At 60.3% G+C, this 17694-nt stretch carries 19 protein-coding genes; 6 read left to right on the plus strand and 13 right to left on the minus strand.

The window, feature by feature from the left end; translation table 11 throughout:
* Positions 1-1725: a tetratricopeptide repeat protein gene (locus tag PMI32_RS23560; RefSeq protein ID WP_008025853.1), complete on the minus strand. Its 1725-nt coding sequence runs from the start codon at positions 1723-1725 to the stop codon at positions 1-3.
* Between the two features lie 343 nt (positions 1726-2068).
* Here PMI32_RS23560 and hemA point away from each other — a divergent pair, with 343 nt between their 5' ends.
* The 6 genes from hemA to PMI32_RS23530 all read left to right on the plus strand — a co-directional run bounded on the left by hemA (position 2069) and on the right by PMI32_RS23530 (position 7423).
* Complete coding sequence (gene hemA / locus PMI32_RS23555; RefSeq protein WP_008025854.1) at positions 2069-3358, plus strand: glutamyl-tRNA reductase; 1290 nt, start codon at positions 2069-2071, stop codon at positions 3356-3358.
* A complete protein-coding gene (gene prfA, locus PMI32_RS23550) occupies positions 3355-4437 on the plus strand; it encodes a peptide chain release factor 1 (protein ID WP_008025856.1) in 1083 nt (360 codons plus the stop codon). The genes hemA and prfA overlap by 4 nt, the downstream gene beginning before the upstream one ends.
* Complete coding sequence (gene prmC / locus PMI32_RS23545; RefSeq protein ID WP_008025857.1) at positions 4438-5268, plus strand: peptide chain release factor N(5)-glutamine methyltransferase; 831 nt, start codon at positions 4438-4440, stop codon at positions 5266-5268.
* On the plus strand, positions 5262-6017 hold the full coding sequence (locus PMI32_RS23540; protein ID WP_008025859.1) for a molybdopterin-synthase adenylyltransferase MoeB: 756 nt from the start codon (positions 5262-5264) through the stop codon (positions 6015-6017). Before prmC ends, PMI32_RS23540 begins: the two co-directional genes overlap by 7 nt.
* A complete protein-coding gene (gene murI / locus PMI32_RS23535; protein ID WP_008025861.1) occupies positions 6010-6801 on the plus strand; it encodes a glutamate racemase in 792 nt (263 codons plus the stop codon). The genes PMI32_RS23540 and murI overlap by 8 nt, the downstream gene beginning before the upstream one ends.
* A gap of 103 nt (positions 6802-6904) precedes the next feature.
* The gene (locus PMI32_RS23530) at positions 6905-7423 is read left to right on the plus strand and encodes an acyloxyacyl hydrolase (RefSeq protein ID WP_008025862.1); all 519 of its coding nucleotides are present in this window, start codon (positions 6905-6907) and stop codon (positions 7421-7423) included.
* 116 nt (positions 7424-7539) lie between these two features.
* Here PMI32_RS23530 and PMI32_RS23525 read toward each other — a convergent pair whose 3' ends face one another.
* From PMI32_RS23525 to PMI32_RS23470, 12 genes are all read right to left on the minus strand, one after another.
* Positions 7540-7845 (minus strand): YkgJ family cysteine cluster protein, encoded by a 306-nt coding sequence (locus PMI32_RS23525; RefSeq protein WP_008025864.1) that lies wholly within the window; start codon positions 7843-7845, stop codon positions 7540-7542.
* 53 nt (positions 7846-7898) lie between these two features.
* Positions 7899-8405, minus strand: coding sequence for a DUF2878 domain-containing protein (locus PMI32_RS23520; RefSeq protein WP_008025865.1), 507 nt, complete (start codon positions 8403-8405; stop codon positions 7899-7901).
* Complete coding sequence (locus tag PMI32_RS23515; RefSeq protein ID WP_008025867.1) at positions 8398-9669, minus strand: SAM-dependent methyltransferase; 1272 nt, start codon at positions 9667-9669, stop codon at positions 8398-8400. Before PMI32_RS23515 ends, PMI32_RS23520 begins: the two co-directional genes overlap by 8 nt.
* Complete coding sequence (locus tag PMI32_RS23510; RefSeq protein WP_008025869.1) at positions 9656-10471, minus strand: DUF1365 domain-containing protein; 816 nt, start codon at positions 10469-10471, stop codon at positions 9656-9658. The genes PMI32_RS23515 and PMI32_RS23510 overlap by 14 nt, the downstream gene beginning before the upstream one ends.
* On the minus strand, positions 10468-11715 hold the full coding sequence (locus PMI32_RS23505) for an NAD(P)/FAD-dependent oxidoreductase (protein ID WP_008025872.1): 1248 nt from the start codon (positions 11713-11715) through the stop codon (positions 10468-10470). Before PMI32_RS23505 ends, PMI32_RS23510 begins: the two co-directional genes overlap by 4 nt.
* Positions 11712-12494, minus strand: a complete 783-nt coding sequence (locus PMI32_RS23500) for an SDR family NAD(P)-dependent oxidoreductase (RefSeq protein WP_008025874.1) — start codon at positions 12492-12494, stop codon at positions 11712-11714. Before PMI32_RS23500 ends, PMI32_RS23505 begins: the two co-directional genes overlap by 4 nt.
* Complete coding sequence (locus PMI32_RS23495) at positions 12491-12913, minus strand: nuclear transport factor 2 family protein (RefSeq protein WP_008025876.1); 423 nt, start codon at positions 12911-12913, stop codon at positions 12491-12493. The genes PMI32_RS23500 and PMI32_RS23495 overlap by 4 nt, the downstream gene beginning before the upstream one ends.
* On the minus strand, positions 12906-14351 hold the full coding sequence (phrB, locus tag PMI32_RS23490) for a deoxyribodipyrimidine photo-lyase (protein ID WP_008025878.1): 1446 nt from the start codon (positions 14349-14351) through the stop codon (positions 12906-12908). Before phrB ends, PMI32_RS23495 begins: the two co-directional genes overlap by 8 nt.
* A 21-nt stretch (positions 14352-14372) precedes the next feature.
* On the minus strand, positions 14373-15314 hold the full coding sequence (locus tag PMI32_RS23485) for a MerR family transcriptional regulator (RefSeq protein ID WP_008025880.1): 942 nt from the start codon (positions 15312-15314) through the stop codon (positions 14373-14375).
* Positions 15314-16273, minus strand: coding sequence for a YbgA family protein (locus tag PMI32_RS23480; RefSeq protein WP_008025882.1), 960 nt, complete (start codon positions 16271-16273; stop codon positions 15314-15316). The genes PMI32_RS23485 and PMI32_RS23480 overlap by 1 nt, the downstream gene beginning before the upstream one ends.
* A gap of 204 nt (positions 16274-16477) precedes the next feature.
* Entirely contained in the window at positions 16478-16693 is a 216-nt protein-coding gene (locus tag PMI32_RS23475) for a TIGR02450 family Trp-rich protein (protein ID WP_008025883.1), read from the minus strand.
* Positions 16690-17676 carry an NAD(P)/FAD-dependent oxidoreductase gene (locus PMI32_RS23470; RefSeq protein ID WP_008025886.1) on the minus strand — a complete coding sequence of 329 codons (987 nt, stop codon included), beginning with the start codon at positions 17674-17676 and terminating at the stop codon, positions 16690-16692. Before PMI32_RS23470 ends, PMI32_RS23475 begins: the two co-directional genes overlap by 4 nt.
* Positions 17677-17694: the final 18 nt, after the last annotated feature.

Raw genomic sequence — 17694 nt, forward strand, 5'->3', positions numbered from 1 at the left:
TTAAAGAGTCTCTGATCCGGTCAGGCGCTTGATGGTGCCGCGCAGGATTGGGCTGTCGGGTTGTTCCTTGAGGAACTTGCCCCAGATTTGTTTGGCTTCGCGTTGTTTGCCATTGGCCCACAGTACTTCGCCGAGGTGAGCGGCCACTTCCTGGTCGGGAAAGCGATCGAGCGCCTTGCGCAGCAGTTTTTCCGCTTCGTCGAGATTACCCATGCGGAAATTCACCCAGCCGAGGCTGTCGAGTACCGCCGGGTCTTCCGGATTGATCTGGTGCGCCTGTTCGATCAGGGCCTTGGCTTCGGCATAACGCGTCGTGCGGTCGGACAAGGTGTAGCCGAGGGCGTTCAGCGCCATGGCGTTGTCCGGGTCGCGCTTGATGATCAGCCGCAGGTCTTTTTCCATCTGCGCCAGGTCATTGCGTTTTTCCGCCTGCATGGCGCGGGTGTACAGCAGATTCAGATCGTCCGGGTATTGCTGCAAGGCTTTATGCAGAACATTCCAGGCCTTGTCCCCCTGTTTATTGGCGGACAGGGTTTCGGCTTCGATCAGATACAGCTGAATCGCGTAATCAGGTTGTTCGTCACGCTCTGCCGCCAGGCGGCTTTGCGCTTCGGCGGTCTTGCCGTTGTTCATCAGGATATCGGCCTGGCGCAACTGTGCCGGCAGGTAGTCGTTGCCCGGGCCGACCTTGGCGTATTCGATCAGGGCGCCCTGGGGATCGTTGCGCTCTTCAGCGATACGGCCGAGGTTCAGGTGTGCCGAGTCGACATGGCTTTCACGGGCGATCAGGTCTTCCAGGTAGCCCTTGGCCTCGTCCCAGGCCTTGGCTTCCAGACACACCAGCGCCAGGGAGTAACGCAATTCGTCGTCTTCGGGGTACTGCTGAACCAGGCTCGAAAACTCGACTTTGGCGTCGTCCATCCGGTCCTGTTCGACCAGCATGCGGGCATACGTCAGGCGCAGGCGTTTGTCGTCCGGATATTTCTTGATGCTTTTTTGCAGCAGCGGCAACGCTTCATCACCACGATTGAGCGTTTGCAGCAGGCGTGCGCGCAGCAGAATCGGAGCTATTTCGCCGTCGTCCGGAGGGTTGTCTTCCAGCAGCGTCAGTGCGCCTTTGCTGTCGCCGTCCTGTTGCATCAACAAGGCCTTGCCGAAAATCAGCTGGCTGTTGTTGGGGTGACGCTGCAACAAACGGTCAAAACTTTTCATCAGGCCGTTGCGGGTTTCCTGATCGGTATCGGCCGCAGACAGGGCCAGAAAATCGAAATGCGTGTCGCCCTTGCCTTGCAGGACTTTCTCCATATAGGCCATGGAGTCGTCATAACGCCCGGCGCGCGCCAGTTGCACGGCAGCGGCCCGTTGCGCCTCGAGGTCGTCCGGGGCGTTTTTCGCCCAGATCAGCGCGGTATCCAGGGCAGCCTGATCGGCGCCCAGATACTCGGCGATGCGAAACGCCCGTTCTGAGATGCCCGGATCCTGGGTGTTGATGGCCTGGGTCACGTAGTTGTCCAGCGCAATGTCGAAACGATTGCGTTGGCCAGCCAGTTCGGCGCTCAACAGGCTGAAGATGGTTTCTTCGCTGAACGAGCTGTAGACCTTGGGCTTTTCAGGGGCCGGAGTGCTGTCTTCGACCGGCGACGTACCGTCCGACGAAACGGGTGCCAAGGCCTGGCAGCCGCTGAGGAAGACAAAAGCGAGGAGCAACGCGGAAGATCTATTCATATAGGAAGAGGACGACTAACCTGCGGTCAGATCATCATGACACAAGCCTTCGGCCAAACATAACCGGCCGGGCATTTTCCCTGACGCACGCGACAAACCCTTGTAGGAGCCGGCTTGCTGGCGATGGACTTGCAGGCGCCGCATCCTTTCCAGGAATAAATGCGTCATCGTTCACGACCATCGCCAGCAAGCCGGCTCCTACAAAGGTTGCGTGGAAGTTGTGTAAACGAGAACCGCTCGCAAGCCCGGGCATCGGCTACCAGGTCAATAGAGATCGAGTAGTTGTTCTGAATCTGTCGAAGTAGGACAATTGCCGGCTTCACGTCACCATCAGCGACCTTGAATGGCCTTCCTTGCACTCGGTATTAACCACAAGACTGCTTCAGTAGACGTCCGCGAGCGCGTGGCCTTTACCCCTGAGCAGCTGGTGGAGGCCTTGCAGCAGCTCTGCCGACTCACCGACAGCCGCGAAGCTGCGATCCTCTCCACCTGCAATCGCAGTGAACTCTATATAGAACAGGATCACCTTTCGGCGGACATCGTGCTGCGCTGGCTGGCCGATTATCACCATCTGAGCCTCGACGAGCTGCGCGCGAGCGCTTATGTGCACGAAGATGATGCGGCAGTTCGTCACATGATGCGGGTCGCCTCCGGGCTCGATTCGCTGGTGCTGGGCGAACCGCAGATCCTCGGCCAGATGAAATCCTGCTACGCCGTGGCCCGCGAGGCCGGCACCATCGGTCCGCTGCTTGGGCGTCTGTTTCAGGCGACATTCAATGCGGCCAAACAAGTGCGCACCGACACCGCCATCGGCGAGAACCCGGTGTCCGTGGCGTTTGCCGCGGTCAGCCTGGCGAAACAGATTTTCAGCGACCTGCAACGCAGCCAGGCCTTGCTGATCGGTGCCGGCGAGACCATCACCCTGGTCGCCCGCCATCTGCACGAACTGGGGGTAAAACGCATCGTCGTCGCCAACCGCACCCTGGAGCGCGCAAGCATTCTGGCCGAGCAGTTTGGCGCCCATGCCGTGTTGCTCTCGGACATTCCGGCCGAACTGGTGCGCAGCGACATCGTCATCAGTTCCACCGCCAGCCAGTTGCCGATCCTCGGTAAAGGCGCGGTGGAAAGTGCCTTGAAACTGCGCAAGCACAAACCGATCTTCATGGTGGACATCGCCGTACCGCGCGATATCGAGCCTGAAGTCGGCGAGTTGGACGACGTTTACCTTTATAGCGTCGACGATCTCCACGAAGTGGTCGCCGAAAACCTCAAGAGCCGTCAAGGCGCTGCGCAAGCGGCGGAAGAGATGGTTTCGGTCGGCGCCGAAGATTTCATGATCCGTCTGCGCGAACTGGCAGCGGTGGATGTTCTCAAGGCCTATCGCCAACAAAGCGAACGCCTGCGTGACGAAGAATTGCAGAAGGCCCAACGCATGCTGGCCAATGGCAGCAGCGCCGAAGATGTGCTGGTGCAACTGGCGCGCGGCTTGACCAACAAACTCTTGCACGCCCCGAGCGTGCAGTTGAAAAAGCTCTCAGCCGAAGGTCGCCTCGACGCACTGGCCATGGCCCAGGAACTCTTTGCCCTCGGTGAGGGCTCATCGGATAGCTTTTCGGATAAAAAACCGCAATGAAAGCGTCACTGCTCAATAAGCTGGACATCCTCCAGGACCGTTTCGAGGAATTGACCGCCTTGCTTGGCGACGGCGAGGTCATTTCCGACCAGACCAAATTCCGCGCCTATTCCAAGGAATACGCGGAAGTCGAGCCGATTGTCGACGCCTATAAACAGTTGCTCAAAGTACAGAGCGACCTCGAAGGCGCCCAGGCACTGCTCAAGGACAATGACCCGGACATGCGTGAAATGGCCGTGGAAGAAGTCCGCGAAGCCAAAGAGCAATTGATCGAGATCGAAGCCAGCCTGCAACGCATGCTGCTGCCCAAGGACCCGAACGACGGGCGCAACGTGTTCCTTGAAATCCGTGCCGGCACCGGCGGTGACGAGGCGGCGATCTTCTCCGGCGACCTGTTCCGCATGTATTCGCGTTACGCCGAGCGTCGCGGCTGGCGTGTGGAAATCCTCTCGGAAAACGAGGGCGAACATGGCGGCTATAAAGAAGTCATCGCCCGCGTCGAAGGCGACAACGTCTACGGCAAGCTGAAATTCGAATCCGGCGCGCACCGCGTGCAACGGGTTCCGGCCACTGAATCCCAGGGGCGTATCCACACTTCGGCGTGCACCGTGGCGGTATTGCCCGAGCCGGACGAGCAGGAAGCGATCGAGATCAATCCGGCGGACCTGCGGATTGATACCTACCGTTCTTCCGGTGCCGGTGGCCAGCACGTCAACAAGACGGACTCGGCGATCCGCATCACGCACTTGCCGTCCGGTATCGTCGTCGAGTGCCAGGAAGAACGTTCCCAGCACAAGAACCGCGCCCGGGCGATGTCCTGGCTGTCGGCCAAGCTCAATGATCAGCAGACCAGCGCAGCGGCGAATGCCATCGCCAGCGAGCGTAAGTTGCTGGTCGGTTCGGGTGATCGCTCCGAGCGCATCCGCACCTACAACTTTGCCCAGGGCCGGGTCACCGACCACCGGGTCAACCTGACGCTGTATTCCCTCGACGAAATTCTCGCGGGCGGTGTCGATGCGGTGATCGAACCGTTGCTGGCCGAATACCAGGCCGACCAATTGGCAGCGATAGGTGACTAAATGACGATCATTGCCAGTTTGTTGCGCGCCGCTGATTTACCCGACTCGCCGACGGCGCGTCTGGATGCCGAATTGCTGCTGGCGGCGGCGTTGGGCAAGTCCCGCAGTTTTCTGCACACCTGGCCGGAGCGCATCGTTCCAAGCGACGCCGCGCTGAAGTTTGCCGAGTACCTGCAACGCCGTCGTGGCGGTGAGCCGGTGGCTTACATTCTGGGCCAGCAAGGTTTCTGGAAGCTGGATCTGGAAGTTGCGCCGCACACCTTGATCCCGCGCCCGGACACCGAATTGCTGGTGGAAGCCGCGCTGGAATTGTTTCCCGCCACCCCCGCGAAGGTCCTCGATCTCGGCACCGGCAGCGGCGCCATTGCGTTGGCCCTGGCCAGCGAGCGTCCGGCGTGGAGCGTCACCGCTGTGGATCGTGTACTCGAAGCCGTGGCTTTGGCCGAGCGCAATCGTCAGCGTTTGCACCTGAACAACGCCACCGTGCTGAGCAGTCATTGGTTCAGCGCCCTGGAAGGTCAGCGTTTTCAACTGATCATCAGCAACCCGCCGTACATTGCATCCGCCGATCCGCATCTGGTGGAAGGCGATGTGCGCTTCGAACCGGCCAGTGCCTTGGTAGCTGGAGTCGACGGGCTCGACGATTTGCGTTTGATCGTCGCCCAGGCCCCGGATTATCTGGAAGCGGGCGGCTGGCTGATGCTCGAACACGGTTATGATCAAGCCGAAGCCGTGCGCGATTTGTTGCAGACCCGCGGCTTTGAAGAAGTCCACAGCCGCACCGATCTGGGCGGTCACCAACGGATCAGCCTGGGGCGCCTGCCGTGCTGAATGATCAGGAATTGTTGCGCTACAGTCGGCAGATTCTGTTGCAGCACGTCGACATCGACGGCCAGTTGCGATTGAAAGAAAGCCGCGTGTTGATCATCGGTCTCGGCGGGCTCGGTTCGCCGGTTGCGTTGTACCTCGCCGCCGCGGGCGTCGGTGAGCTGCATCTGGCGGACTTCGACACCGTCGACCTGACCAACCTGCAACGCCAGATCATTCACGACACCGACAGCGTCGGCCAGACCAAGGTTGATTCGGCGATCCGCCGCCTGAGCGCGATCAACCCCGAGATCAAGCTGGTCGCCCATCGTGCCGCGCTGGACGAAGATTCCCTGGCCGCTGTGGTGGCCACAGTGGACCTGGTCCTCGACTGTTCCGACAATTTTTCCACCCGCGAAGCGGTCAACGCTGCGTGCGTGGCGGCTGGCAAGCCGTTGGTCAGCGGCGCAGCGATTCGTCTTGAAGGGCAATTGTCGGTGTTCGATCCGCGCCGTCCGGACAGTCCGTGCTACCACTGTCTATACGGGCACGGCAGCGAAGCTGAATTGACGTGCAGTGAAGCGGGCGTCGTCGGTCCTTTGGTGGGACTGGTCGGCAGCCTTCAGGCGCTGGAAGCCATGAAACTGTTGGCCGGTTTCGGCGAACCGCTGGTAGGGCGCCTGTTGTTGATCGATGCCCTGGGTTCGCGCTTCCGTGAATTGCGCGTCAAGCGTGATCCGGGCTGCAGCGTCTGTGGGCCGAAACATGCGTGAAGCGCCCATTGGCGTGTTCGACTCCGGGGTCGGTGGGCTGTCGGTGCTGGCCGAGGTCCAGCGTTTGCTGCCCAACGAGTCTCTGCTGTACGTCGCCGATTGCGGCAATATTCCCTACGGCGAGAAAACCCCGGAATTCATTCGCCATCGTTGCAGCGTGATGGCCGAATTTTTTCAGCAGCAAGGCGCCAAGGCCCTGGTGCTGGCCTGCAACACGGCGACAGTGGCCGGTGTTGCCGATTTGCGGCGCGACTTCCCCGAGTGGCCCATCGTCGGCATGGAGCCTGCGGTCAAACCGGCCGCCGCCGCGACCCGCAGCGGCGTGGTCGGTGTCCTCGCCACCACCGGCACCTTGCAGAGCGCCAAGTTCGCTGCGCTGCTCGACCGTTTCGCCACCGATGTGCAGGTGATCACTCAGCCGTGCCCAGGGCTTGTGGAGCTGATTGAAAACGGCGATCTGCACAGTCCCGCTTTGCGTGAGTTGCTGGCCCGCTATGTCGGGCCGCTGCTCGCCGCAGGCTGCGACACGATAATTCTCGGCTGCACGCATTACCCCTTCCTAAAGCCGTTGCTTAAGCAGATGATCCCCGAGGACATCAGCCTGATCGATACCGGCGCCGCCGTCGCGCGACAACTTCAGCGGCTGTTGGCCGAGCGTGAATTGCTGGCTGAAGGTCCAGCTCGCGCAGCGCAATTCTGGACGAGTGCCGATCCGGAACATTTCAGAAATATCTTGCCGATACTGTGGAATACCGCTGGCGTTGTGCAAAGCTTCAATAGGTAGTTTGGGGAAACGGGTAATTGGGGTGAACTTCTGATTAAGCGTCGACTTCTATTGCGGTAAGCAAAAAAAAACCATACGAAATCGTACGGAAAAGGATGTTTCTATGAAGCGACTATTCTGCTTGGCCGCGATTGCGGCTGCATTGATGGGGCAAAGTTTTACCGCACAGGCGGCAGGCGTGGAGTTCGGGGTCGGCCAGACCAGCGATTCGACCATGACCTATCGATTGGGCATGCAATTCGATTGGGACAAGAGCTGGTTGCAAAGTGACGTCGGTCGTTTGACCGGTTACTGGAGTGGTGCCTACACCTATTGGGAAGGCGACAAGACTTCCAGCAACCACAGCCTGTCTTTCTCGCCGGTGTTTGTTTATGAGTTTGCCGGTCAGAACGTCAAGCCCTATGTAGAACTCGGGGTTGGCGTGGCGTTGTTCTCCCACACCGAACTTGAAGACAACAAACTGGGCACTGCCTTTCAGTTCGAAGACCGTTTCGGGTTTGGTCTGCGTTTTGCGGGCGGGCATGAAGTCGGGATTCGTGCGACGCACTATTCCAATGCGGCGCTCAGCAGCCCGAACGATGGTGCAGAAAGTTACGCGCTGCACTACACGATGCCGTTGTAAGGTCAAAAGCTTCGCGGGCAAGCCTCGCTCCTACAGGTTTTGAGTCGATCCCATCATCGTGGAACGACTCAAAACCTGTAGGAGCGAGGCTTGCCCGCGAAGGCGTCCTCAATGACTCACCGATACGCCGTGCTAATCCCCTGGCGCTCTTCGATGCACTCCGGTGCGCCCATCTCGAACTCCCGGCAGATCAGCGGGCGTTTTTCGTAGATCGTGCACATCATCGTGTTGCGATCCAGCGCGGCGCACCAGCCGTCGTCCAGGCGCAGCATGACTTCCCCACCCCAATCATCGGTATCGATAAAACGTTCGGGCACGCCCGTGTCGGTGATCAGCATCACTTCGAGCTGGCAGCAGCAGGCCGCGCAGGTCGAGCACGTGACCGCAGGCTCGGTGATTTGCGTGTGGGGAATGGTTTTCATGGCACGCAGTGTAAGTCAGTCGGTCGGTGCTGTGTGAAAGGCCGGACGGACGCTCAGTCGTGGGTGTCGGACGACGCCAGGCGCCGGGCCATGAAATGCAGCGTGGGAAACAGCAGCGCCCAGAGTAATCCGATGCCGATCAGCGTCGGTAATTGGCCGTAAGGGAATTGCACCCCGGCCAGTTGTCCTCCCGCGTAATACGACAACGGCCCACCCACGGCGCCCAGCAAGCTGCCCAGCCACCAGGGCGTTGCGCTCCATTGCAGGCAATGGCGCAACGTCGTGGCCAGCAACGCCCACAACAGCATCAGCCATAGCGGAATCAGCGGCGCGACATCGTTGAACTCGAACACCCCCAGCCAGCGCAATGAACTGTCGACGGTCGTGCCCAGCAGCACAACGCTGAGAATCAGCCGGCCTTCGTCCGCCCAACGACTTATCCACAGCAGATGAATCACCAAAGCGCCCAACGCCACCAATAACCACAGACTGTTGCCGCCGATCACGCAGGCAAGCCAGCCAAGCTGGAACAGCACAGCGTTGGCCAGGCGTTCAAGCATCGAAACGGCCGAGCAGCGGCGCGGTGATCGCCGAAGGTTTGGCCAGCAGCAACTGCGCGGTGCCGATGGTGCGCTCCAGGAAACCACCTTCGCAGTAGCACAGGTAAAACTCCCACAGCCGCAGGAAATAATCGTCGTAGCCCAATTCGCTCAAGCGGCCTTGGGCGCGGCGAAAATTCTCATGCCACAGGCGCAAGGTTCGCGCGTAGTGCAGGCCGAAATCCTCCATGTGCAGCAAGTTCATGTCGGTGTCGCGGCTGACGATCTCGAGCATTTTCTGCACGCAGGGCAGGGCGCCGCCGGGGAAGATGTAGCGCTGAATGAAGTCGACACTGCCCTTGGCCTGCTCGTAGCGCTGTTCGCGGATGGTGATTGCCTGCAACAGCATCAAACCATTGCTCTTGAGCAAGTGCGCACACTGCTTGAAGTAGGTCGGCAGAAAGCGATGGCCCACGGCTTCGATCATCTCGATCGACACCAGTTTGTCGTACTGCCCGGTGAGGTCGCGGTAATCCTTGAGCAACAACGTGACCTGATCTTGCAACCCGAGGGTTTCGATCCGTTGCGCGGTAAACGCGTACTGCTCCCTGGACAGCGTGGTGGTGGTGACTTTGCAGCCATAATTCTGCGCCGCGTACAGCGCCATGCTGCCCCAGCCGGTGCCGATTTCCAGCAGATGATCGCTGGGTTTGAGGTCGAGTTTCTGGCAGATCCGCTCCAGTTTGTTCAGCTGCGCCTGTTCCAGACTGTCCTCGGGACTTAGAAACTGTGCGGCCGAATACATCATGGTCGGGTCGAGAAACTGTTCGAACAGGTCGTTGCCCAGGTCGTAGTGAGCGGCGATGTTTTTCTGCGAACCCTTGCGTGTATTGCGATTGAGCCAGTGCAGGCCTTGAACGAAGGGCCGGCCGAGTTTCGCCAGGCCACCTTCCAGCGAATCAAGTACTTCAAGGTTACTGACGAACACGCGAACCACCGCCGTCAGGTCCGGCGAGCTCCAGTAACCGTGGATAAATGCCTCGCCCGCGCCGATCGAACCGTTACTCGCCACCAACCCCCACGCCGCTGCGTCGAGGATGTGGATTTCCCCCTGCAAATGACTGCCAGCGGTGCCGAAGACCTGCCGCTCGCCATCCTCGATCACCACCAGTTGCCCGTGCTTGAGGTGCGCCAGTTGCCGCAGCACACCGCGACGCAGCAACGTCCCGGTCAAGCCGTTAGTGCTGAGTAGAGTGGCTTTGGCCGAGACGCTAGAGGATTTCATGGCGGCGATCCTTGGGCGGAACGGTGGCGGTTTGAAAGCTGCCGTCGGCAGCTTGATGAGCAAATATCGGCACGCGTTTGAACAGCAGGCGCAGGGCTTGCCAATAAATCGCCAGGCAGGTTTTTGCGGTCATCCACGGAAAGCGCCGCAGGTACCGGTGCAGGCTGGCGCGACTCAGGGCTTCGCGTTTCAGGTTGAGCGTGGCGTCGAACAGCTTCAGTTCGCCCTGCCAGTCGGCCATGTGCACGCCGAGTTTTTTCGCGACCGGGCTGAAGCTCATGCGGTGTTCGAGATCGCGTGGCAGAAACGGCGACACATGAAAGGCCTTGGCCACGGCGAAATGCTGATGGAAATCGCGCAGGTCATCCGGCGTCCTGGCCGGCAACACGTAGTGATAACGCTCGCGCCACGGGGTATTGGTGACTTCGGCAACGATTGCCGCCAGTTGGCCGTCGGCTTCGTAACAATAAAAAAAGCTCACCGGGTTGAACGCCAGGCCCCAACTGCGAGGCTGGGTCAGCAGGCAGACTGAACCTTGTGGCGCATGACCAATGGCCTGGCGGACCTGTTCGCGCACCGCATCGATCAGGCGCATGCCGTTGCCGGTGAAGGCTTTGAGGTAGTCGCTTTCGCGAAACGAAAACGGCGAGAAGCGGCGGTTGCCCGACAGCGGCGATAACCCGAGTACGGCGTCCTGTTCATCGAGATCGAGGTACAGCAGGCCGATCCGGTAACGGAATTCATGGCGCCTTGGGGCAAACCGCCGATGGGCGATCCAGCCGCTGTAGAACGCGCTGTTCACAGCACTTCCCCGAACGAGCGGGCCACGCGCAACGCGCTGACCACGCCATCTTCATGGAAACCGTTGGCCCAGTAGGCGCCGCAATAAAAGCTGTGTTGCGCGCCATTCAATTCTTCCCAGCGCTCCTGCGCTGCCACCGCCGCCAGGCTGTATTGAGGATGGGCGTAGGTGAATCGGCCGAGCACCATGGCCGGGCTGATGCCGGCGCTCTGGTTGAGGCTGACGCAAAACGTGGTGTCGCTCTGGATGCCTTGCAGGATGTTCATGTCGTAGGTGACCGCCGCCAGCGTATGGCCGGCGCCACCGAGGCGGTAATTCCAGCTGGCCCGGGCGAGTGTGCGCGAAGGCAGCAGGCGCGTGTCGGTGTGCAGCACCACTTCGTTGTCGGCGTAGGGCAGGGCGCCGAGGATCGACTGTTCGGCATCGCTCGGTTTGGCCAGCAGTTTCAGCGCCTGATCGCTGTGGCAGGCGAACACCACTTTGTCGAAGCGTTCGCTGCCGGCGCTGCTGTGGATCACGACGCCATCGGCATCGCGCTCGACCTGCATCACGGGGCAGTTGAGGCGGATTTTCCGGTTAAAGGTTGCGGTCAAGGGTGCGATGTAAGCACTCGAGCCGCCCTCGATCACACGCCATTGCGGGCGATTGTTGACCGACAGCAAACCGTGATTCTTGAAAAACCGCACAAAGAATTGCAGCGGAAAATTCAGCATGTCGGCCATCGGCATCGACCAGATCGCCGCGCCCATCGGCACGATGTAATGCAGGATGAACCGCTCGCCGTAACCGCCGGCCTTGAGGTATTCGTCGAGCGTGGTGTGCGCCGCGATCCGGCCCTCGGACAGGTCGAGCCGGGCGCGCTTGTTGAAGCGCACAATGTCGCGCAGCATGCCCCAGAACCCCGGTGACAGCAGGTTGCGGCGCTGGGCGAACAGGCTGTTGAGGTTGTTGCCGTTGTACTCCAGGCCGCTGTCCGGATCGGTGACCGAAAAACTCATCTCGGTCGCTTTGAAACCCACGCCGATCTGACCCAGCAAGCGAATGAAGTTCGGGTAGGTCCAGTCGTTGAACACGATGAAGCCGGTGTCCACGGCATGACGCTCGCCATCGACCTTCACGTCCACGGTGTGGGTATGGCCGCCGACCCGGTCGCCAGCCTCGAACAGGGTGATCTCGTGGCGGCGATTCAGCAGGTAAGCACTGGTCAGCCCCGAGATGCCGCTGCCGATGATGGCGATGTTCACGGCACGTCCTTGATCGGCGGACTGCTGCGGACCATGCGTTTGCCGATGGCGAGCTTCACCCGGTTGGGCGTTTTCGACAGCGGCCAGAGCGCCGCCATGAACAGCGCCGGGAACGCGATCTCCAGTGGCCGATGCTTCAGTTTTTCGAAGATGTGCCGCGCCGCTTTGCCCACCGGCCAACTGAGCGGCATCGGGAAATCGTTCTTCGCCGTCAGCGGAGTCTCGACGAACCCCGGGCTGACTACGGTGACTTCGATGCCTTCGGGCGCCAGGTCAATACGCAACGATTCGAACAGATAACGCAGCCCGGCCTTCGACGCGCCATACGCCTCCGCCCGTGGCAGCGGCAGGTAAGTCACCGAACTGGCGACGCCCACCAGATGCGGCGCAAGGCCTTTGCGCAACAGCGGCAGGGCGGCTTCGATGCAGTAACTGCTGGCCAGCAGATTGGTGCGCACCACGTGCTCGACGAGCGACGAATCGAACTGCTGAACGTCGACGTATTCGCAGGTGCCGGCATTGAGAATCACCGTATCCAGCGAGCCCCAGTCTTGCGCGATCTGCTCGCCGATTTCGCGTACGGTCTGGCTGTTGGTCAGGTCACCCGCCACCACCAGCACTTGCCCGGGATAGCGTTGCGACAAGACTTTCATCGGCGCCAGCGAACGTGAACTGACCGCCAGATGGGCGCCGGTTTTCAGAATCTCCTCGGCCAGCGCGGCGCCAATGCCACTGCTGGCGCCAGTCAGCCAATATCGTCGTGGAGGTGTAAGGCTCATCCCATTCTCCTTTTCAACCAGGCGATAGCCCGGCCCAATACGGGTACATGTTCGTAAAGCAGCGCCCCGGCATCGAAGTAATCCCGGTGGCGATAAACCTTGTCACGCCAGAGCAGGTGCGAGCAGCCCTCCACCCGAATCAAGCGCCCGCCGGCCAGGTGCGGATGGCGGTAGCTCATGACCCAGCGCAGATAACCTTCGCCTTCGCCGATCTGGTCGAAGCCGTGAAAATCAAAGCGCAGTTCGCTGACATTGGCGTAGAGCTCGCTGAAATAACTGCGCAAATGCGCGAGGCCCTGTACTTCGTGCAGCGGATCGGTGAAGTGCACGTCGTCGGCGTACAGCTCATTCAGGCGCTGCAGGTTGTCTTTGTTCAGCTCGGCAAACTGCCAGGCGAAGCGGCGCAGGAAATCACTCATAACCGCCTCCCGCGTTCTGTCGCGACGGCAGGTTTTTGAACGCCGTCAGCGCGCGTGTACGGGATGTACTTAGATTGACGATCGGCGACGGATAACCTGCCACGCCAAACAACCCGCCGAGGTTCGCCGGGTTGTGCACGTCTTTCTTGTTCAGCCCGGCCAGCTCCGGCAACCAGTGCTTGATGAACAGGCCTTCGCTGTCGAATTTTTCCGATTGGCTGAGCGGGTTGAAAATCCGGAAATAGGGCGCCGAATCGGTGCCGGTGGATGAGCTCCATTGCCAGCCACCGTTATTCGCCGCGAGATCGCCATCGATCAGGTGCCGCATGAAAAAACGTTCGCCTTCACGCCAGTCGATCAGCAGGTTTTTGGTGAGGAACATCGCCACCACCATGCGCAAACGGTTGTGCATCCAGCCGGTTTCAAGCAGTTGGCGCATCGCCGCGTCGATGATCGGCAGACCGGTGCGCGCCTCTTGCCAGGCTGCCAATTCGTCGGGGGCATCGCGCCAGGCCAGGGCTTCGGTTTCCGGGCGGAAGGCGCGGTGACGGGAGACGCGCGGGTAGCCCACCAGAATGTGTTTGTAGAACTCGCGCCACAGCAATTCGTTGATCCAGGTGACGGCGCCGACTTTGCCGCTTTCGAACTCGCCCTGATTGCTTTGCAGGGCGGCATGCAAGCACTGGCGCGGGGAAATGACGCCGGCCGCCAGGTAAGCCGAGAGCTGACTGGTGCCGGGTTTGGCCGGGAAGTCACGCTCACTTTTGTAGTAGTCGATCTGCGCATCGGCGAAGGTGTCCAGACGGCGTCGGGCTTCGGCTTCACCGGCGGGCCAGAGCGCGCGCAAGGTGTCGCTGGGCGTGTCGAAGCCTGCAACGCTTGAAGGGATTTCATCGCTGTCGATGTTCAGCTTCGATTGCAGCGCTGGCGCCCTGACGAGACTCGGCAATGAACGGTGCAGACGGTCGTAGCAGACTTTGCGGAACTGACTGAAGACCTGGAAATAGGTGCCGGTCTTGGTCAGCACGGTGCCGGGGCTGAACAGCAACTGATCGAGGTAGCTATAAAAGTCGACGCCTATGGTTTTCAGTGCTTCGGCCACCGCTGCATCACGACGGCTTTCGTGAATGCCGTATTCCTCGTTGACGTGCACCGCGTCGATCTTCAATTGCTGGCACAGGTCGAGCAGAACCTTCGGCGCTTCATCCCAGCGAGAGGCCGTGCGAATCAGCAACGGGATGTTCAACTCGCCAAGTGCACGGCTCAGTTCACGGAGGTTGCGCAGCCAGAAATCCACTTTGCACGGCGCGTCGTCATGCTCGCGCCATTGTTCCGGGCTCAACAGGTACACCGCCACGCTCGGCCCCCGGGAGGCGGCGGCCGAGAGGGCGGTGTTGTCATGTAGACGCAAGTCGCTGCGCAGCCAGATCAATTGCATGGTGGTGTCCGTACGATTCATTTAAATAAGCCCGCGCTGTACCAGGTCCTGATGCGCCGATAACGGATCTTCGGCCAGGAACAATTCAGCAATCTCTGTGGTTTTTACGGACAACTCGGCGTGGTGGATGCATACCGTTGGTCCGGCAATCATTTTTGGGCAACTGACACCGTTGAAAAGTTTCGGCAGCTGCGCAAGGTTCATGGCTTTGCTGGAATACAGCAGTACGCCGCGGGCTTGCAGGTGATCGACCGCCAGCGCGAGCTCACCCGCCGGCAACGGCCAGTCGAACACTTCCACCGGGCAATCGGCGCTGCTGATCAACCACGCGGTGAGCCACAGATGCGGTTCCAGCGGCAGGTCGGAGTGATTGATCAACAGCAGCGGTGCGGTGCGCAGTTGACGGTTGTTATGGTAGATGCGCGCGCCGAATTTGCTGCGTAACCAGGAGTGAAAAAACACTCGCTCCATCTGCGCGCCAAACTGGCCTTGCCAGCGTTGTTCAAGTTCGGCCAGCAACGGCATCAACAGTTGTTCGCACAAAGTCCGCGGCGGGTACAACGCAATCGCCTGGTTGACGGTGTCATCGAGGGTGCGTTCGTTGAGCCGAGTGACTGCTTGCAGCAGCGTGTTGCACAGCACCTTCCAATCGTTTTCGACCGATTCGCCAAAGGCTTGCGGGGTGTCGAGCAGTTGCTTGACCTGGCTGACGGCCACGCCGCGATTGAGCCAGGTGAGGATTGTCAGGATGCGTTGTACGTGTTCGGCGCTGAACAGCCGATGCCCTTTGGGCGTGCGTTGCGGCACGATCAAACCGTAACGCCGTTCCCAGGCGCGCAAGGTGACGGCGTTGACGCCGGTCTGCCGGGCCACTTCACGAATCGGCAGCCAGCCTTCATCGAGGGCTTTCTTGAAGTCGGCGCCGAGGTCTTCGCGGGCACTGGTGTCGAGTGGGATTTTCATCAGATCGCGTTTCGCAGGCTGAGGTTTTCCGGGTGCGGTTGCAGGTAAACCTGTTGCGCAATGTACGGATCCGGGTGTTGGCGAAAGTGATGTTTGAGCAGCGTCAGCGGCACCACCAGCGGCACGATGCCGTGGCGGTACTGGCCGATGACGTGTTGCACTTCCTGTTTGTCTTCAGTGCTGATGACCTGCTTGAGGTAACCGCTGATGTGTTGCAGAACGTTGGTGTGGGTGCGGCGCGTGGCGCACTTTTTCAAGGCCGCCATCAGTTCGCTGAAATAACGTGGGCCGAGTTCTTTCGGGTCGATCCGGCCCATGTTGCCCAGCAGATTGCCCAGGGTTTTGTACTGCACCGGGTTGTGGGCCATCAGCAGGTATTTGTAGCGCGAGTGAAATTCCGTCAATCCGCGGCGAGTCAGGCCTGCTTGCAGCAACTGTTGCCAGGCGCTGTAGGCGAACACACGGGTGAGAAAGTTTTCCCGCAGCACCGGGTCGTTGAGCCGGCCGTCTTCTTCCACCGGCAGGTCCGGGTGCAGCGCACAGAAAGCCTGGGCATAGATGCCACGGCCACCGCCGTCTACCGGTGCACCGTTGGCGTGGTAGACCTTGACCCGATCCAGTCCGCACGACGGCGATTTCTGCATGAAGATGTAGCCGCAGACATCGTTCAGCTCGGCGGCCATCTTCCGGGCGTAATCGGCCAGCGGCCGGGTGACATTCAGTTCGGGGTGAACAGTGCCGATGGCTTCGGGGCGTTCAGCGTCACCGACCAGTCGAATGGGCTGGCGAGGAATGCCCAGGCCGATGGCGACTTCCGGGCACACCGGGACGAAATCGAAATACTCGGTGAGGGTGCGGCTGCACAGCCGCGATTCTTTGTGCCCGCCATTGAAACGCACCTCGGCGCCCATCAGGCAGGCGCTGATGGCGATTTTCGGTTTCGCGCTGGCGTGGGGCATCGGAGCACCTCGAATCCAAACCTGTACAGGATTTAATTTCTGTACAACATGTGTTTCATCATAGATTCAAAGGTGTACAAGTCAAATTGTTTGTATAAGTATTTGGCGTGCTGTAGGAGCTGGCTTGCCGGCGATGAACGATGACGCGGTGTTCCTGAATGATCGCGGCGTTTGGATCGCCAGCAAGCTGGCTCCTACAGGGAGCTAGTTCCAGCCCAGTAACCAGGCGTTGCTGTTTTTCAGGGTTTGCCAGCTCAGGCGTTGATTGCGCTTGGTCAGCACTGCCTGCAATTCGACGTCCAGCACCGTGCCTTCCTCGTCGCGGAACAACTCGATGACCAGAAAATGTTTTTCGCGGTTTTGCGGGTGGGCTGCTGTCCACTTCGACAGCAGCAATTTGCTCGGGTTAATGCGGTTCACTGCAAGTGCGCATGCAGGCGACGGGCAGCTTCCTGTCCACTGAGCCAGGCACCTTCGACCCGGCCCGACAGGCACCAGTCGCCGCACACATACAGGCCCAGGTCGGCGTCAGCCAGTACACCCCATTCATGACTGCTGGCAGGGCGCGCGTAGAGCCAGCGATGGGCGAGGCTGAAGGTCGGAGCCGGCATTGAATCGTGTAACAGTTCAGCAAATGCGCCGTGCAATTGTTCGATCACGGCTTCCTTGGACAGGTCGATATGTTGTCGGCTCCAGGCGCTGGTCGCGTGCAGCACCCAAGTGTCCAGCGTGTTGTCGCGTCCCGGTTTGCTGCGGTTGCGTGCCAGCCAGTCGAGCGGGCTGTCCTGCACGAAGCAGCCTTCCATGGGCGTGTCCAGTGGCGTTTCGAAGGCCAGGGCGACGGCCCAGGTCGGGTCCATTTTTACCCCTGCGGCAGCACCGGCGAGTTTCGGTGCGGAGGCCAGCAAAGCAGTCGCTTGAGGTGCCGGTGTGGCGATCACCACATGGCCGAACGGGCCATGAGTGAAACCTTCGGCATCCTGCAGATGCCAGTGTTCTTCACCGCGATAGACCTCGGTAATGCGGCAGGCAAAATGCACTTCCAGATCGCCAATCAGGCCACGGGTGATGGCGCTCATGCGTGGCGTGCCGACCCAGCGCGTCTGCTCGTCCGGCGACAGGTTGAGCTGGCCGCCGTGGTAGGTATAAAGCTGCGGCGCCCATTCGGCGACCCAGCCTTTGGCTTGCCAGCGCTGGACTTCAGTGACAAAGCGGCGATCACGCGCAGTGAAATATTGCGCGCCCATGTCCAGCGCACCCGCATCGCTGCGCTTGCTCGACATGCGTCCGCCACTGCCGCGGCTTTTATCGAAAAGTTGAACGACATGCCCTGCGTCCGTGAGGGCCTGGGCGGCTGAGAGTCCGGCAATGCCGGTGCCGATGATTGCGATAGGTACAGTCATAGGGGCCTCGTTTACCTT

This window comes from Pseudomonas sp. GM60 (assembly GCF_000282415.1).
In the GTDB taxonomy this organism is placed as follows: Bacteria; Pseudomonadota; Gammaproteobacteria; order Pseudomonadales; family Pseudomonadaceae; genus Aquipseudomonas; species Aquipseudomonas migulae.

Excerpts from the sequence above, each read along its gene's own strand:
- phrB (WP_008025878.1), bottom strand. The coding sequence starts at position 14,351 with ATGCAATTGATCTGGCTGCGCAGCGACTTGCGTCTACATGACAACACC.
- PMI32_RS23515 (WP_008025867.1), bottom strand. The coding sequence starts at position 9,669 with ATGAAATCCTCTAGCGTCTCGGCCAAAGCCACTCTACTCAGCACTAAC.
- PMI32_RS23485 (WP_008025880.1), bottom strand. The coding sequence starts at position 15,314 with ATGAAAATCCCACTCGACACCAGTGCCCGCGAAGACCTCGGCGCCGAC.
- PMI32_RS23495 (WP_008025876.1), bottom strand. The coding sequence starts at position 12,913 with ATGAGTGATTTCCTGCGCCGCTTCGCCTGGCAGTTTGCCGAGCTGAAC.
- PMI32_RS23500 (WP_008025874.1), bottom strand. The coding sequence starts at position 12,494 with ATGAGCCTTACACCTCCACGACGATATTGGCTGACTGGCGCCAGCAGT.
- murI (WP_008025861.1), top strand. The coding sequence starts at position 6,010 with ATGCGTGAAGCGCCCATTGGCGTGTTCGACTCCGGGGTCGGTGGGCTG.
- PMI32_RS23520 (WP_008025865.1), bottom strand. The coding sequence starts at position 8,405 with ATGCTTGAACGCCTGGCCAACGCTGTGCTGTTCCAGCTTGGCTGGCTT.
- PMI32_RS23480 (WP_008025882.1), bottom strand. The coding sequence starts at position 16,273 with ATGCCCCACGCCAGCGCGAAACCGAAAATCGCCATCAGCGCCTGCCTG.
- prmC (WP_008025857.1), top strand. The coding sequence starts at position 4,438 with ATGACGATCATTGCCAGTTTGTTGCGCGCCGCTGATTTACCCGACTCG.
- PMI32_RS23560 (WP_008025853.1), bottom strand. The coding sequence starts at position 1,725 with ATGAATAGATCTTCCGCGTTGCTCCTCGCTTTTGTCTTCCTCAGCGGC.
- hemA (WP_008025854.1), top strand. The coding sequence starts at position 2,069 with ATGGCCTTCCTTGCACTCGGTATTAACCACAAGACTGCTTCAGTAGAC.
- PMI32_RS23470 (WP_008025886.1), bottom strand. The coding sequence starts at position 17,676 with ATGACTGTACCTATCGCAATCATCGGCACCGGCATTGCCGGACTCTCA.
- PMI32_RS23525 (WP_008025864.1), bottom strand. The coding sequence starts at position 7,845 with ATGAAAACCATTCCCCACACGCAAATCACCGAGCCTGCGGTCACGTGC.
- prfA (WP_008025856.1), top strand. The coding sequence starts at position 3,355 with ATGAAAGCGTCACTGCTCAATAAGCTGGACATCCTCCAGGACCGTTTC.
- PMI32_RS23530 (WP_008025862.1), top strand. The coding sequence starts at position 6,905 with ATGAAGCGACTATTCTGCTTGGCCGCGATTGCGGCTGCATTGATGGGG.